Source organism: Arsenicibacter sp. R0_47, assembly GCF_057652235.1.
The window spans coordinates 1-17089 of record NZ_JBYFCJ010000006.1 but is presented as its reverse complement, the minus strand read 5'-3'; the positions used below and the strand labels follow the sequence as shown (position 1 = coordinate 17089).

The window sequence follows — 17089 nt, the reverse complement described above, 5'->3', positions numbered from 1 at the left end:
GTAGGCGTCGGGGTACTTTTTCCGCGTTATGGAAACACGTTTATTTTCTTTGGTGCACCGTTCAGCAACACTGGTGTTACCGGCACCGTTTATGGTTGCCCGTCAGTGTTCAGGCGCTGCTATTTGTTCTTTTCAGTAGGGCTGGTGTATACGCGCAGACGCCCTGTACATTGCCGGATGCGGCCATCACTAATACCGGTGCGGCCAATTGCGTAGGGGCTGCCAGCTTGTCCGCCAGTAGTAGTCAGAGTATATCCCGCATCGACTGGTTCCGGGCAGGGACCGTAGTGTCTAGTGTTAATGCGCAGTCGGCCCTTACGGGAAGTACCGTAGCCGGTGGTAACGGGCAAGGTAACAGCCCCGATCAGCTCAATCTGCCCCAGGGTGTTTTTGTGGATGCGTCTGGCGCGGTGTACGTGGCGGATTATGATAACCACCGGGTGCAGAAATGGTTGCCCGGCGCGACCAGCGGCATTACTGTGGCCGGTGGTAACGGGCAGGGGACGAACAATAACCAACTCTCCCGACCGACTGGCATTTTTGTAGATGGATCCGGTGCTGTATATGTTTCCTGCAATGCAAGTGCACGGGTTATGAAATGGGCAGCAGGAGCTACCAGCGGCACCATCGTGGCCGGGACCGGTTTTGCCGGTCCCGCGGCTAACCTGCTGAATGCCCCGGGAGCGTTATATGTCGACGGGACCGGTGCCGTATATGTAGCTGATATAAATAACTTCCGTGTCCAGAAATGGGCGGCAGGCGCCACCAGCGGAACGACTGTGGCCGGTGGTAATGGTCAGGGCAGTAATCCAAATCAGTTTTCGTTTGTGTCGGGTATGTATGTGGACGCGGCCGGTGCGGTGTATGTGGCTGATGGCGGTATGAGCCGCGTGATGAAGTGGGCAAAAGGGGCTACCAGCGGCACCATCGTAGCTGGTGGTAATGGGGCCGGTAATGCGGCCAATCAGCTGAATGGCCCGCGGGGGCTGTTTCTCAATAGCAGCGGCGATCTGTACATCGCCGATATGACCAATCAGCGGGTGCAGAAATGGGCATCCGGTTCCACCAGCGGCACTACCGTGGCTGGTGGCAATGGCTTTAATGTTGAAGGTGGCGCGTTTTTCAACTCACCGATTGCGGTGCACGTCGACGGCGCCGGGTCTGTGTACGTAGCGGACTTTGGCAATAACCGGATTCAGAAATGGCTCTCCACCAATGTTTCGTATGTACCAACGGCGCCGGGGATATATTCGGCGCTCATTACCGGTACGAACGGGTGTACGGCCCTGAGTAACAGCATTACAATAACCTCATCGTTTGCATTGAGCATCTCTGCCAGTCCATCTCTGACGGTAAGTCCTGATCAGCGGGCAACCCTGACCGCCAGCGGGGCTGATAGCTATACCTGGAGTACGGGTGCAACTACGGCTTCCATTTCGGTCAATACCCCGAATATATATTCCGTAACGGGCTTGTCCGGCGGTTGTGTGGCAGTCACCAGTATTACGGTTGTGGCGGCCGCCTGTGTTGCTCCATCAGTGAGTCTGACTAACACGGGGAGCGCGAACTGTGCAGGAACCGCGAGTTTGTCGGTGATCAGCGACCAGATGCTGTGGCGCGTGAACTGGTATAACGGGAACACCCTGATGAGTTCGGCCTATGCCTTTACGGCGACGACGGCGGCGGGTGGTAACGATCAGGGTGCCGGTCTGAATCAGCTTGATTTGCCCCAGGGTATTTATGTGGATGCTGCCGGTGCCGTGTATGTGGCCGATTTTAACAATCACCGTGTTACAAAATGGACGGCCGGGGCCACTACCGGGGTCACCGTTGCCGGTGGTAACGGACAGGGAAGCGGGCTGAACCAGCTGAACAAACCTAATTCCGTCTTTGTGGATGCTGCCGGAGCGGTCTATGTCGGCGATCGTGACAACAATCGGATTATGAAGTGGACAGCGGGAGCGGTCACTGGGGTCGTTGTGGCCGGTGGGAATGGTTCCGGAAGCGCAGCAAACCAGCTGAATGATCCGGAAGGCTTATTTGTCGATGCTGCCGGTGAGGTGTATATCACCGAATTTAACAACTACCGTGTCGTTAAATGGGCACCGGGCGCTACCAGCGGGACAGTCGTTGCCGGTGGTAACGGCAGAGGTAACGCCCTTAATCAGCTCAATAACCCGATTGGTTTATACCTTAATGCAGCCGGAGCCATTTTTGTGAGCGATGCCGCCAATCATCGTGTCGTTAAATGGGCACCTGGCGCTACCAGCGGAACAGTCGTTGCCGGTGGTAACGGGGGGGGGGCATACGCCACACAGTTATATAGCCCGCGCGGCATCTTTGTGGACGCCAGTGATGCTGTCTATGTAGCAGACATGACCAACCAGCGGGTGCAGAAGTGGGCCGCAGGTGCCACCAGCGGCACTACTGTGGCGGGCGGAAATGGCTATGGCACGGATGCCTATGGCTTCAACTCACCGATACATGTGTTTGTGGATGCCGCCGGTTCGGTCTATGTGACAGACTTTGGCAATCACCGTATCCAGAAATGGCGGCCGATTACCATGAATGCCGGGTATACACCGCAAACAAGCGGCAACTACACCGCCCGCGTGACCAGTATGGCCGGATGTACCGCCGTTACGTCGCCACTGACCATTGGAGCAACACCGAATGTGACAGTAATGCCTGCCTCGAAAACCATTACTGAAGGGCAGAGCGTTACGCTTACGGCTTATAATGGCCTGGCATACCGGTGGCCGGATAACTCAACCAGTGCTACGCTGGTCGTTTCACCGGCTGTCGGTACGGCTATCTATACCGTTACAGGGATAACAGGCGGGTGTTCAGGTACAGCCACGGCTACGATTAGTGTGACACCCTGCAATACACCGGTGCTCAGCCTGACCAATACCGGGGCCGCCAGTTGTGTGGGGGTGACCAGCCTTACCCTGTCAAGTAGTCAGCTTATCAGTCAGGCGGATTGGTACAAAGGAACAACACGGGTATACACCACCAAAGCAGAAGCGATAACAGCAGGTGTGACGGTTGCCGGAGATCCGGCTGGTATTCAGGGTGATGATACAGAACACCTGAGCTATCCGGCAGGGGTTTGTCTGGATGCGGCCGGTAATATATACGCAGCCGATTACACGAATAACCGGGTGGTTAAATGGGCGCCCGGTGCTACCAGCGGGACCGTTGTAGCCGGTTTCGGCGGCGCAGCCAGTACCGACGGCGCAGATGAAGTAAGCGGCCCATTCGGTGTTTTTGTCGATGAGGCCGGTAATATATACGTAGCTGATGCTAACAATAGCCGGATTCAGAAATGGGCACCGGGCGCTACCAGCGGAACAACCGTGGCCGGTGGAAACGGATACGGCGAAGACCCCAATCAGCTTAGTATGCCAACCAGTGTATTTGTCGATGCCGCCGGCGCAATATATATCACTGATTTATTGAATAGCCGCGTCGTAAAGTGGGCCGCCGGTGCAACCAGTGGTACGACAGTAGCGGGTGGTAACGGCGATGGCCAGGATGCTAACCAGCTAAGTTTGCCGTCTGGCATCTTTGTGGATGCCGCCGGTACGATGTATATCGCCGATGCGGGAAATCACCGTGTGGTCAAATGGGCGGCCGGTGCTGCCAGCGGGACTCTTGTCGCCGGTCAAAGTGGTTTTCCCGGACCGTCTGCCGAACTGCTTGATTATCCGACAGGTGTGTATGTGAATGCGGCCGGTGCCGTTTATGTCGCCGATCAGAATAACAACCGGATTCAGAAATGGTTGCCGGGCGCTACTGCCGGTGTAACCGTTGCCGGTGGTGTTGGTGGGGCGGACGCCAGTCAGTTACTGTCTCCAGCCAGTCTTGTCTTTGATGCTGCCGGTGCCATGTATATCGCCGACGGAGGAAATAACCGCATCCAGAAATGGGAATCCGGCGAGGCAAAACTGACCTACACACCGGCCGAAACCGGTACGTATAAGGTTATGGTGACAATGCCGAACGGCTGTACGGCCCAAACCAACAATGTACTGATCAGCGGTCCGCCGTCACTGACCATCGTACCGGCCTCGCAGACAATTTCAGTCGGGATGAGTACGACCCTGGCCGTTTCGGGCGGTACGGCCTTTACCTGGAGTTCGGGACAAAGCACATCGGCCATTACCGTGAGCCCGATTAGTACGACGGCGTACTCCGTTACGGTGGCCAATGCTTCGGGATGCGTCTCTGAAACCAGCGCAACCGTTACGGTTGTACCGGCCGTTACGGCGCAGATTGGCGGCAACCTGTCGGTGTGTGCTGGTAGCAGTACCACGCTGACCGCCAGTGATCTGGCTAATCGGCCGAATGTTTCCTGTCACTGGTCAACGGGCGAAAGTACAACCGCTATCTTGGTCTCGCCCGTTAGTACAACCGCGTATTCGGTAACCATTGCCGATGCATTCGGCGGCTATTCATCAACCAGCGTAACTGTTTCGCTGAATCCGGCAGTGACGGTCAGTATGGCCGGCAACCTGTCGGTATGTCCGGGGTTCAGCACAACCCTGAGCGCAACGGACCTGACGGGCGGACAAAGCCTGACCTACAACTGGTCGGACGGAACAAGTCTGTCGGCGATTGTGGTCTCACCGGCCAGTACGACAGCATATTCGGTGACCCTGACCAACGCCTCGGGCTGTGCCTCCTCAACGACGGTGACCGTTACGGTCAATCCGGCAGCAACAGCCACCATCGGCGGTAGCCTGACGATTTGCCCGGGCCAGTCAACCACCCTCACCGCACAGGGCGGCACCAGCTACACATGGTCAACAGGATCAAGCCTGTCGGCGGTGGTGGTTTCACCGGCCAGCACCACGGCCTACTCGCTGACGGTCGTTACGGCTTCCGGCTGTGTGGCATCGGCCTCGGTAACGGTGAGCGTCAACGCTTCGGTGGCGGCGGGTATCAGCGGTAACCTGACGATTTGCCGGGGGCAGTCCACGACGCTGACAGCCTCAGGTGCCCCGACGGTGTTCTGGTCAACGGGGGCCACGTCGGCCGATCTGGTGGTGGCACCGGTGAGTACAACGGCATATTCGGTCACCGTCAGCAGCGGGGCGGGGTGCCAGTCAACCACGAGTGTGACGGTGACGGTCAATCCGGCGGCAACGGCCACTATCGGCGGAACGTTGACCATTTGTCCGGGCCTGAGTACGACGCTGACCGCTACGGGCGGGGAGGGCTATCTGTGGTCGACGGGAGCAAGTTTGTCGGCCATTGTGGTAAGTCCGGCCAGCACCACGGCGTATTCGGTGACGGTGACCAACGCCTCGGGCTGCGCTTCGGTGACAGGTGTGACGGTGTCGGTGAATCCGGCGGCGGTGGCAGCCATCAGCGGCGGTTTAGCCATTTGTACGGCAGGCAGCACGACGCTGACGGCTTCGGACATAGGCGGTGGTCAGGGAACGAACTATCTGTGGTCGACGGGCGAAAACACGGCCGCCGTGACGGTTTCTCCGGTGAGCACGACGGCGTATTCGGTGACGGTGAGCAACGCAACGGGATGCCGGTCGGTGACCAGTGTAACGGTGTCGGTGAATCCGGCCGTGACGGCCACGGTAAGTGGTAACCTGACGATTTGCGCCGGAACCGGAACCCAACTGACGGCCTCGGGTGGTAGCACGTATCTGTGGTCGACGGGCGAAAACACGGCATCGGTGACGGTTTCTCCGGTGAGCACGACGGCCTGGTCCGTGACGGTGAGCAATGGATCAGGCTGCTGGTCGGTTACAGGTGTGACGGTATCGGTGAATCCGGCGGTGACGGCAGCCATCAGCGGTAACCTGACGCTGTGTGCCGGCCAGTCAACGACACTGACAGCGACGGACGGCAGCAGTTACCGTTGGTCGACGGGAGCAACGGGTCCGGTGCTGTCGCTGACGCCAACCATGACGGACGTGTACCGGGTGACGGTAACCAACGGGTCGGGTTGTACGGCGGTAGCCGGTGCGACGGTGATCGTCAACAGCGTGCTGACGGCAGAGGCCACGCAGGCGGTGGTGTCGGGCGTGCTGGGCGCTGGTTCATGTTCGGTGAGGATCACGGGTACGGGCATCGGTGACCGGTTTGAGATTACGGGACCGGGCGGGTATGTGTTCAGCACGGTGTACAGGAATGGCGGTACCCATCCGTTTGCGACCACGGCGACAATTACGAAACCTGGTACGTATACCTACACGGCGTATTACATCAATCCGTGCGGCGGGCTAAGTCAGGACCAGCGCACAGTAATCGTGACGGGTACGGCTTGTCCGTAAATACCTGTCAGCAGGCAGGCTCAACAAAATAATCAGTAGGTTCTAACGGGGAAAGCCCGGGCAAATTGTCCGGGCTTTCCCCGTTATTATACACTATTAACCAGCCTGGTAGAAAATAAGTATAAACTAAGGATAAATTTGTTAATTACAGGGATTTGCCAAATCATCATTGGTATAACAACAATCATTTGGAATCCCTTTTGTATTTTTACCGGAGTACCTATTCATCAAAACTGTTTCTATGAAAAAAGTAGTACTTACGTTGCTGCTTGCTGCTGGTCTGTCGGCTCCCGGATGGGCGCAGACTACGTTCCCTAACAACGGCGTAGCCGACGAGCGGCCTAACCTCTATGCATTCACGAATGCAACCATCGTGGTAGACCCACAAACAACCCTGACCAATGCAACATTACTGATCCGGCAAGGCGTCATTGAAGCTGTAGGCACTAACGTGACCATCCCTGCCGGTACGGTTGTGAAAGACCTGAAAGGCAAACGGATCTATCCGGCCCTGATCGATCTGGATTCTGATTACGGTATGCCGGAGCCGCCGCAGGGCGCTGCCGGTGGCCGTGGCCGTGGTATGGGCGGACCGCCTCAGTATGAATCCAATAAAAAAGGCCCTTACTACTGGAACCAGGCGGTTCAGCCGGAAGTAAGTGCCAGCCTGCTGTTCAAAGCCAACAGCACGAAAGCCGATGAACTCCGGAAACTGGGTTTTGGTACGGTACTGGCCCATCCGCACGATGGCATCGCCCGGGGTAGCGGGGTGCTGGTGACGCTGGCCGATGAGCGGGAAAATTCAATTGTCCTGCGCGAGACCGTTTCATCGCACTATTCATTCAGCAAAGGCACCTCGACACAGGCGTATCCGAACTCGCCGATGGGGTCGGTTGCGTTGCTGCGTCAGGCGTTCTACGATGCCGACTGGTATAAAAAAGGCGGTAATAAAGAGCAGATGAACCTGTCGCTCGAAGCCCTGAATAAGCTGAATGGCCTGCCTGCGTTCTTCGAAGCGCCTGACCGGCTGGGTATTCTGCGCGCTGACAAAATCGGTGACGAATTCGGTGTACAGTTTATTATTAAGGGCGGTGGCGACGAATACCAGCGGATCGACGAGGTAAAAGGTACCAACGCATCACTGCTGATTCCGGTGAGCTTCCCGCAGGCGTTCGATGTAGAAGACGCCTGGGATGCCGACAACGTGTCGCTGGCCGAAATGAAGCACTGGGAAATGGCACCGGCAAACGCAGGTGTGGTAGCTGGCGCAGGTATCAATTTCGCCCTGACAACTGCCGGACTGCGTAACAAAACCGAGTTCTGGGCCAATCTCCGCAAAGCCATCGAATATGGTCTGTCGGAGCAGAAGGCGCTGGAAGCTCTGACTACGGCTCCGGCAAAGCTGATCAAGGCCGACGGACAGATCGGTACGCTGCAAAAAGGCAAGGTGGCTAACTTCATCATTACTTCCGACAACCTGTTCAGCGCAACCAATGCGATTCTGGAAAACTGGATTCAGGGCAAGCAGTACATCGTAACGTCGCAGCCGACGGCCGACCTGCGGGGTACGTATAACCTGACGATTGGTAACCGCTCAAACCTGAAACTGAACATTACCGGTAAATCAGCTGATAAGCTGGAGTATCAGGTAGTAGCCAGCGATACCATTAAAATTACGCCGAAAGTGTCGGTCGCCAATGACCTGATTTCGATGCAGGTACAGCTTGACCGCCGTAATCCGGGCACCACCCGCCTGACCGGCTACCGCGACGGCTCGACCCTGAAAGGTGACGGCGATCTGCCAAACGGTCAGCGCATTAACTGGACGGCGGTTCGTGCCGGCGAAAATGTAGCGAAAGCTGACTCGGCCCGTCCGGCCCGTAAACCGGAACTCGGCAAGGTAATCTATCCGTTCATTGGCTTCGGTAATCCGGAAAAACCAAAGGCGGAGGTGATGCTGATCAAAAACGCGACGGTCTGGACCAACGAAACAGACGGTATCATACAGAATGCCGACGTACTGGTACAGAACGGCAAAATTGCGCAGGTTGGTAAAAACCTGACGGCTCCGGCCGGTGCTAAGGTAATCGACGGTACAGGCAAACACCTGACATCGGGTATTATTGACGAACACTCGCACATTGCCCTGTACTCGATCAACGAAGGCGGTCAGACGTCATCGGCGGAGGTACGGATGAGCGATGTTGTGAACTCAGAAGATGCCAACATCTACCGGCAGCTGGCGGGTGGTGTCACGGCGTCGCAGCTGCTGCACGGCTCGGCCAACTCAATCGGTGGTCAGTCGGCGCTCGTAAAACTGAAGTGGGGTGCGTCGCCGGAAGAAATGCTGATCAAAGGCGCCGATGGCTTCATCAAGTTTGCCCTGGGTGAAAACGTAAAACAGGCGAACTACCCGAACCCGAACCAGCTGACCCGTTTCCCGCAGACGCGGATGGGGGTTGAGCAGGTCTACTTCGATCATTTCTACCGTGCCCGCGAATACGATAACGCCTGGAAGAAATACAACAGCCTGCCGGCGAAGGAAAAAGCAGCTGCCGTGCCGCCACGCCGCGACATCGAGCTGGATGCCCTCGCCGAAATCCTGAACAAAAAGCGGTTTATCACCTGCCACAGCTACGTGCAGTCAGAAATCAACATGCTTTTGAAAGTAGCTGACTCACTGGGCTTCCGTGTAAACACGTTTACTCACATTCTGGAAGGTTATAAAGTAGCCGACAAAATGGCAAAACACGGTGTTGGTGGTTCATCGTTTGCTGACTGGTGGGCGTATAAGATGGAAGTAAAAGACGCGATTCCGTACAACGCGGCGCTGATGCACCGTCAGGGTATCGTGGTATCGATCAACTCGGATGACGCCGAAATGGCCCGCCGACTGAATCAGGAAGCGGCTAAAACGGTTGAGTACGGTGCCCTGAGCGAAGAAGAAGCCTGGAAAATGGTGACCCTGAACCCTGCCAAACTGCTGCACCTCGACAGCCGCATGGGTAGCATCAAGAGCGGCAAAGACGCTGACTTAGTGTTGTGGAACAACAACCCGCTGTCGATTTACGCCCGTCCGGAAAAAACAATCATCGAAGGTACGGTTTACTTTGACTTACAGGACGAAGACCGCAAGCGCGAAGACCTGTCGAAAGAGCGTGCCCGGCTGATCCAGAAAATGCTGACGGCTAAAGCCGGTGGTACACAGACGCAGCGTCCGACATTCCGTCGCCAGCGGATGTTCCATTGCGAAGACATCGAAGGCGTAATGGCCGAAGGGGAAGAACATCAGGAAGCGGAGCAGAAGTAATCGCTGCGCGCAGTTTATCACGCTTTCGCACTTTAATCACAGATGAAAAAGATCGTTTTAACCATATTAACCGTTGCTGCGCTTGGTCGGGCGTATGCACAAAATCCGCCGGCGGCCAAACCGCAGGCAGGGGCGATTGCCCTGACAGGGGCGACCATTCACGTCGGTACCGGTCAGGTCATCAACAACGGCGTCATTGTGTTCGACAAGGGCATCATCACCGCCATCGGCGATGCCAACACGCCGACGACCGGAGCGTCGGTCATCAACGTTTCGGGCAAACACGTGTATCCGGGCCTGATTTCACCGGCCGCAACGGTTGGTTTGCAGGAATACGCATCAGTTCGGGCTACGCTCGACTTCAACGAGGTCGGCGTAATTAACCCGAACATCCGCGCCCTGATTGCCTACAACACCGATTCGGAAGTTATCCCGACAATCCGGAACAACGGCGTTCTGCTGACGCAGGCCATGCCGCTGGGTGGTACGATTTCCGGTAGTTCGTCGATCATGCAGACTGACGGCTGGAACTGGGAAGATGCCGTGCTGAAGAAAGACGACGGTATCTGGCTCAACTGGCCGGGTTACTACAGCCGCGAGTTCAACTTCGAAGATTTCTCGGTAGGCCTGCGGAAAAACAGCCGCCGCGAAGCCGCGATCAACAGCCTGCTGGCGACATTCTCGGAGGCCAAAGCCTATGCGGCCCAGAAAACGGTAACGCCGATCAACCTCAAGTTTGAGGCCATGCGCGGTCTGTTTTCGGGAGCCAGCAACCTGTACATCCGCGCCGACTACGCAAAGGACATCATCGAAGCGGTGAAGTTTGCGAAGGAAGCCGGTGTGCAGAAAATCGTGATGGTCGGTGCCGACGAAGCTCACCGCGTAGCGTCATTCCTGAAAGACAACAGCATCCCGGTCATTCTGAGCCCGCTGCACCGTTTGCCGAACCGGCAGGACGAAGACGTGGATCTGCCCTACAAAATGCCGGGTATCCTCCAGAAAGCCGGTGTAACGGTAGCACTGAGCTACAACGAAGAGTGGTGGCGGACGCGTAACCTGCCGTTCCTGGCGGGTACGGCAGCCGGCTTCGGCGTAACCGACCGTGAAGAGGCCCTGAAAATGATTACGGCCAATGCGGCGAAGATCATGGGTGTCGACAACGTGGTGGGAACGCTGGAAAAAGGCAAACACGCGACCCTTTTTGTGTCAAAAGGCGATGCGCTCGACATGCGTACCAACGTGGTGGAGCAGGTGTATATCCAGGGCCGCACCGTCGACCTTGACAACAAGCACAAGCGTCTGTACAAAATCTACAAAGACAAGTACGAAGGCCAGAAACCACTGGCTGAGAAAAAATAAGGCATCGGCCTGATTTAGCCTGGTATACCTCCCCGAGGGTTCAAAACCCTCGGGGAGTTTTTGTTAGCGAAACCCTCAGCAGGTTCAAAATAGTTGCGGCTGAACGAGTAAAAGGTGTGATTTAGGTCACATTAAACGGGTGAGTTTACCGGGAAAGCGATTGTTCTGTTAAACGGTAAATGATACGCATTTGGCAGGAGGGACTAATTAAAAGACCGTCTGAAATCTAAAGGACTCTGATCGGTTTTGGCTTTAAATAGTTTACTGAAGCTTTGGGAATGCTCGAAACCTAACTCGTACGCAATCTGACTGATTGACAATTCGTTTAAGGCCAGTTTCTCTTTAGCTTTTTCGATTAATTTATCGTGAATGAGTTGCTGTGTACTTTTCCCTGTTAAGGTTTTGAGCAGGCCACGCAAATAGCTTTGCGAAACATTCAGATTATCAGAAATATATTGGACGGTTGGTAATCCCTGTATTGTCAGTGATTCATTATTGAAGTAGTCAGTCAGAAGCTGGTCAAGCCGGTTAAGAATCTGATGGTTATTTATTTTACGCGTAATAAACTGGCGCTGATAAAACCGTTCAGCATAGTTTAACAACGTTTCCAGGTGAGAAATAATAATGTCCTGACTGAATTGATCAATGTTTAGCTGATATTCAGCCCGGATATTGTCGACGATATTATTGATGATTTTTTTCTCTTTATCGGATAGGAATAAGGCTTCGTTGATCGCATAATCAAAGAATTCGTATTTTTTTATTTTGTTTGCCAGCGGTGTGCCCCAGAAAAAATCAGGATGCACAAGCAAAACCCAGCCGGACAGATCATCTCCCGGACTGACGCCGGCACCTCGCAAAACCTGATTTGGCGCAACAAAGTATAACATCCCCTCGTCAAAATCATACGTCTGCTGACCGTAATAAAGTTTGTTCATAAACCCCTTTTTCAGAGAAATATAGTAAAACTCAAACGTTAGCCCCTGATCAATATCTACACTGTTTGTAGCAGACGATTGAAGTACAGTGTAATCAACAATGCTTATAAGCGGATGTTCCGGCCTGGGCAACCCGGTCAGTTGATGGGCTTCGGTAATTGTTTTAATTCGTATCGGTTTATTGGTTGCCATGGTACAAGGCTGTTTTATCTGCTTAAGACGTATGTTAATCCTCACGGTAGCGAATGCCGTTACAATTATGGAAAACTATCTTTTCAGACGCTACGTGCTGATTCGGTTAGTCCTGTTTAATTTCCCGGTAGTGAGCATCCAGAGCACTTTGCAGCGGCAATGACCGCAAGCGTATACCTGTTACGTTAAACACCGCATTGGCAATTGCCGGTGCAACGGGTGAAAGCGGGGATTCGCCAACACCGGATGGAGGCTCTGTACTTTCCTGAATAATAACCTCAATCTGAGGCGTATCCTTAAGAGTAGCTACCTGATAGTTATGAAAATTTGTCTGCACAAACTGACTGTTTTCAATCGCGGCCTCTTCATAAAGTGACGCACTGATTGCCATCATCGTAGCCCCTTCTACCTGTTGCCGCACACCATCCGGATTGACAATGGTACCGGCATCAATAGCCTGTATGACGCGCAGGACCTTTATTTTTTTGTCAACAATCTGCACCTCAGCAATAGCCGCCGAAATAGTGCTCCGGTCTTCACTAACGGCCACGCCTCTGCCAACTGTATCTGCTTTCGAGGCATTCCATCCGGCCTTTTTCCCAAGGGTCAACAGCAGGTTTTTCCGCCGTTTGAGAAGTTTTGTAGCACCGCAATGATCTGCTCTGAATGTCAGCGGGTCAGTGCCGGCTTTCCTGGCCAGTTCATCCATGAAACTTTCGGTCGCGAACGTGTTGGCAAACATACCCACGCCCCGCCATAAACCTGTCTCAAAGGGAAGTTCGCCGTTCCAGATCGTTGTTTTTAGGTTTGGGATAGAATAAGGAATCCGGGCACCATGACCGGCCACCATAAAGTCGGCTCCTAAAACTGGTTTTGCCATTGGCAGGGCCAAAAACGCCATCGAACCGGTCGCAAATTCATGCTGAATGGCAGAAACTTTCCCCTTTTTATCTACCGTCCCGCTGAGGATATGATGGGTATTGGGCCTCACGTAGCCGTTCTGAAACTCTTGCCGTCTGGTGTAGAGCAGATGGACAGGCTTGCCTGCGGCTTGAGATAGTTTAATGGCCTCGACCGCATTATGCTTATAGCCCCTTCTGCCGAATCCACCCCCTAAAAAGGCCGGTATAATGTCGATATCCTCTTCGTTAAAATCGGTTTGTCCGGCAATAGCCTGCCGCATGAACGCTATATTCTGGGTAGAGGTGAAGAGTTTTACTTTGTTGCCTGCCACATCTGCCACCGTAATCCCCGGTTCCATAGACGCGTGAAATCCAATAGGCGTCCGGTATTCGCCGGTCAGTACATCGCCTTTTAGGACATTCGCTGCGTCCCCCTCGTCCTGCATGACAACCGATACGCCCTTGCCAACCGTAATGGCTTCAATCGCATCGTTGGTTGAGTAGCCCGGTTCAAAAGACCAGTCTGCTTTGATTTGGGTCAGGGCTTTTTCGGCAGCAAATCGTGTGGTGGCTACTACGCCGACCCACCGTTTATCCTGCACTACTTTCAGGACACCGGTTGCCTTTTCTGCCAATGATGTGTCGGCGGCTTTTAACTCACCATCAAAATACGGGCTATACAGCACCGCACCGTAAACCATGCCCGGCACTTCCGTATCAATGCCATACATCGCCTTACCCCGTATTTTATCGGCCAGGTCAACCCGTTTGTGTTCCTTACCAATTATTTTAAAGGACGATGCCGGGCGCAGGGGCGGTGTTTTGGCTATCTTCCATGTTTTGATTTGTCCGGCAATACCGGCGTAGCTCGTTTTATGTGTACCGGCATAAACGAAACCGTCGGCAGTTTGTATGTCGGTGACAGGTACTGCCCATAATCCGGATGCAGCAAGCTTCAGCGTTTCCCGTAACGTGGCGGCTACTTCCCTGATGTTAACGTACAAGGAAGCAGTGCTGTTACTCATGCCGGTACCTGCACTGCTTTGCGGACCCGTTATGGTCGAAGCATGAACCACGTTTATGGCATCGACCGCAACATCAAGCTCTTCGGCGGCCAGCATGGCAAAACCGGTAAAAATCCCTTGACCCATTTCAACTTTCGGCGACCGCAGCGTAATGGTATTATCGGCATTCACCGCAAACCATACGGTAGGGTCAAAGTCGGTAATACCGGAGCCGAATGTGGTTTCGGCGGCTAACTGGCTCAACCCGCTGCGTATTTTGGCGCGGCCGAAATAAAGCAGCGCCAGTGAGCCGGCTATGGCAGCGCCTGAACGGGCGAGAAATTTTCTTCTGGAAAATGCTTTTTCGGGCTTCTTACCGGATGGGTTCATTACGTTTCAGTTTAGCCGCCAAACGAATTGCGTGAATGATGCGTGGGTGGGTGCCGCAACGGCAAATATTGGATATACTGTTTTTTATGTCCTCCTCCGTTGGGTTACTGTTCTCTTCCAGAAGATGAGCGGCTGCCATCATAAATCCGGACTGGCAATAGCCACATTGCGGAACCTGAACCTCCAGCCAGGCTTGCTGGATTGGGTGCAGGTGATCCGGGTCTGTTGACAGCCCTTCAATGGTAGTAATCGCCTTTCCCTGTGCCAGTTGTACAGGGTACGAGCAGGAGCGGACCAGATTGCCATCTACGTGAACGGAACAGGCACCGCATAAGGCCATGCCGCAGCCAAATTTGGTTCCTTTCAGGTTAGCCTCGTCCCTGATGAGCCACAACAGAGGTATATCCGGATCGGCGTCAATACTGTAAGACACAGCATTGATTGTGAGTGCTAGTTTCATGGTTCTGACATCGGAATAACAGCGACCGTATCGGAGTCAGGAATCCGGTAGACGGAAACAGGACCTTTGTACGATAAACAAAATGATGATACAAAGGTCCTGTTTATACGTTTGCAGAAGTTAGTCTAAACGACTTTTGTTGTAGCCAAAAGTGAGCAGCCTTGCCGGAAATTCAAGTAGCCCTGCCTCGGGGAGTTCTTCATGACTGCTACTCCGGAAACTTCTTATACACATCCCGATAGGCGACCCCGTTATCCCTCGCATATTGCGAGGGATAACGGAGTTATCTGAAACACCAATTGCATACTTGCCAATCATTGAAGAATCGATCGAGCTACTTGTTCAAAACTCTTCTATTTACGAAGGAGATGTTGATCATAATGAGATCGTATCAAATGGTAAAAAGGCAATAGTTTTAATTGAGCAGTTAAAAGAAAAATCTAACTCTAATTAAGCTAAGCGGTAAAATATAATCTAAAGTCGTATTGTAGATCCTATTATCCCTCGCAATATGCGAGGGATCAATATCAAGAAGGGCCTCTGGACCGAAAGCTGGCTTGTTTAGAACAACCTACGGGCGGGAGCGGTCCGCCGCCGCGGGCCCTTCATAAAAATCCCTCGCCATAAGCGAGCGATAACGGGGCTACAAGCCAAAAAAATCCACTGGGCGTTATTGGCTGTTCAGGTTGCAGCATCAATAGTCGATATTCGCCAAATGAGGCATTTAGCTACTGCTGAAAAAGAAGCAGCAGAAGCGATAAAACAAAGTATTGATAATGGTGTAGTAGATGAAATACATAATGAAATTAGATCCGCTATTAATAGTATACCAGATAGGAACGATTCATTTAGAAAATACATGGAACGATTTTTATTTAAACTTAAAATAGGAAATACTGCTTTTGTGCGCGGGACAGCTGAAGAGGTAGCAGAAGCAGCAGAGAAAATACAAATGCACAGGAAAGAAGTAAAGGCAGGAAAACAAGGCAGTTATGCCTATGGTGAAGGCATTATTTATTGGACTAAAGATAAATTTATTGGGAGTCAGGAAGGTTTTTTAAGATTATATGGTAAAATAGTGAGGAGCGGTGATGACATTAATAAACTCCCTAATATATTCACACCAATTCCGGTCGAAAAAAACCAAATGATTGGCGGTACTTGGCTTAGGGAATCAGATGCTGGGTATAAAGTTTTGAATCAACTTGCACATAGTTTAGGAGCCGTGAAAGGTCAAATATATCGAAATATAAGCGGTGAGCTAAAAATTGTTTCTGAAAGAACATATTGTCCTTCTTGTGCAGGGGTCATCGCACAATTTCATGAGATGTTTCCAAATATAAAACTAACTTTAATCGATGGAATTATCAACTAGTAAACAAGAGACAATTTTTGAAGTAGTAGAGCTCAAAAGATATAAAGTATCATTTGAAGAAGAACTCGATGAATTTTGCCAAAAATATAATAAGGATTTTGAAATAATAAACAAGGAGAAATACGAAAGTTTTAATACCTACACTGTGGTGTATAAGGAAATTCCAATAGAAATCATAAATTCATCTGGCGATGACTTTATATTGAATTATTTATATTTTATATTTAAATTAGGCTTAACATACGGTAGTGCGATTCAATTATTTCAAGAAGATCAAGTATCTGAAAGTTATATTCATAATTTTGACTTCGTGAAATATTTATCAAAAAAAGATGAGTATTTCTGGATAATGGTTTATTCAGAAGATTGTAATCCAGTTGTGGATTCATATAACGATAAATTCAAAACAAACTTCAAATTATTACGCCAAGAAACATATGATGGAACAGAATTTTCTTTTTTAACTTTTAAAAATATTAGTTATTCAGAAATTTTTCAATTAGGGCAATTTTTTGGGTTTAAAATGCAATTCCAAAATAATAAAGATGAATTTTGGATTCAATATAAAAATAAAATTCTTTCAAAGAAAAAAACTACAAATTACATTAAAATCATAAAAAACTTCTTTCGGTAAGGATAGCGCTCAATTATATTGTCACCCCGTTATCGCTCGCATATTGCGAGGGATCAATATCAGGAAGGGTCTCTGGCCCGAAAGTTGGCTTGTTACAAAATAACCTACGGGCGGGACGCCCTTCTGGATAAAAATCACTCGCGGAACGCGAGCGATAACCCTTAGTTTTGCATTGTTGTACAAAACCAGGAAGAACGGTATCTTGTGCAATATGGATGCATCCTAA

The 17089-nt window shown here is 52.0% G+C and carries 9 protein-coding genes; 5 read left to right on the top strand and 4 right to left on the bottom strand.

All coding sequences use genetic code 11. The features are described from left to right. Positions 1-95 precede the first annotated feature (95 nt). The 3 genes from AC23NW_RS13185 (at position 96) to AC23NW_RS13175 (ending at position 10968) form a co-directional block, all read left to right on the top strand. On the top strand, positions 96-6299 hold the full coding sequence (locus AC23NW_RS13185) for a hypothetical protein (RefSeq protein ID WP_487450057.1): 6204 nt from the start codon (positions 96-98) through the stop codon (positions 6297-6299). 241 nt (positions 6300-6540) lie between these two features. Continuing rightward, the gene (locus AC23NW_RS13180) at positions 6541-9609 is read left to right on the top strand and encodes an amidohydrolase family protein (RefSeq protein ID WP_487450055.1); all 3069 of its coding nucleotides are present in this window, start codon (positions 6541-6543) and stop codon (positions 9607-9609) included. A 42-nt stretch (positions 9610-9651) separates the two neighbouring features. After that, on the top strand, positions 9652-10968 hold the full coding sequence (locus AC23NW_RS13175) for an amidohydrolase family protein (RefSeq protein WP_487450053.1): 1317 nt from the start codon (positions 9652-9654) through the stop codon (positions 10966-10968). Positions 10969-11171: 203 nt separating this feature from the next. Here the strand turns inward: AC23NW_RS13175 and AC23NW_RS13170 are convergent, their stop codons facing one another. The 3 genes from AC23NW_RS13170 to AC23NW_RS13160 all read right to left on the bottom strand — a co-directional run bounded on the left by AC23NW_RS13170 (position 11172) and on the right by AC23NW_RS13160 (position 14854). Next, a complete protein-coding gene (locus AC23NW_RS13170; RefSeq protein WP_487450051.1) occupies positions 11172-12098 on the bottom strand; it encodes a helix-turn-helix domain-containing protein in 927 nt (308 codons plus the stop codon). A gap of 106 nt (positions 12099-12204) precedes the next feature. Further along, positions 12205-14394, bottom strand: coding sequence for a xanthine dehydrogenase family protein molybdopterin-binding subunit (locus AC23NW_RS13165; RefSeq protein ID WP_487450049.1), 2190 nt, complete (start codon positions 14392-14394; stop codon positions 12205-12207). Then, positions 14378-14854: a (2Fe-2S)-binding protein gene (locus AC23NW_RS13160; RefSeq protein ID WP_487450047.1), complete on the bottom strand. Its 477-nt coding sequence runs from the start codon at positions 14852-14854 to the stop codon at positions 14378-14380. Before AC23NW_RS13160 ends, AC23NW_RS13165 begins: the two co-directional genes overlap by 17 nt. 673 nt (positions 14855-15527) lie before the next feature. Between AC23NW_RS13160 and AC23NW_RS13155 the strand changes: the two genes are divergently transcribed. Then, positions 15528-16229, top strand: a complete 702-nt coding sequence (locus tag AC23NW_RS13155; RefSeq protein WP_487450046.1) for a deaminase domain-containing protein — start codon at positions 15528-15530, stop codon at positions 16227-16229. Further along, positions 16213-16863, top strand: a complete 651-nt coding sequence (locus AC23NW_RS13150; protein WP_487450045.1) for a hypothetical protein — start codon at positions 16213-16215, stop codon at positions 16861-16863. Before AC23NW_RS13155 ends, AC23NW_RS13150 begins: the two co-directional genes overlap by 17 nt. 13 nt (positions 16864-16876) lie before the next feature. On the opposite strand, the gene AC23NW_RS13145 is transcribed toward AC23NW_RS13150, so the two are convergent. Continuing rightward, positions 16877-17089: hypothetical protein (locus AC23NW_RS13145; protein WP_487450043.1), on the bottom strand; the 213-nt coding region annotated here is incomplete at its 5' end.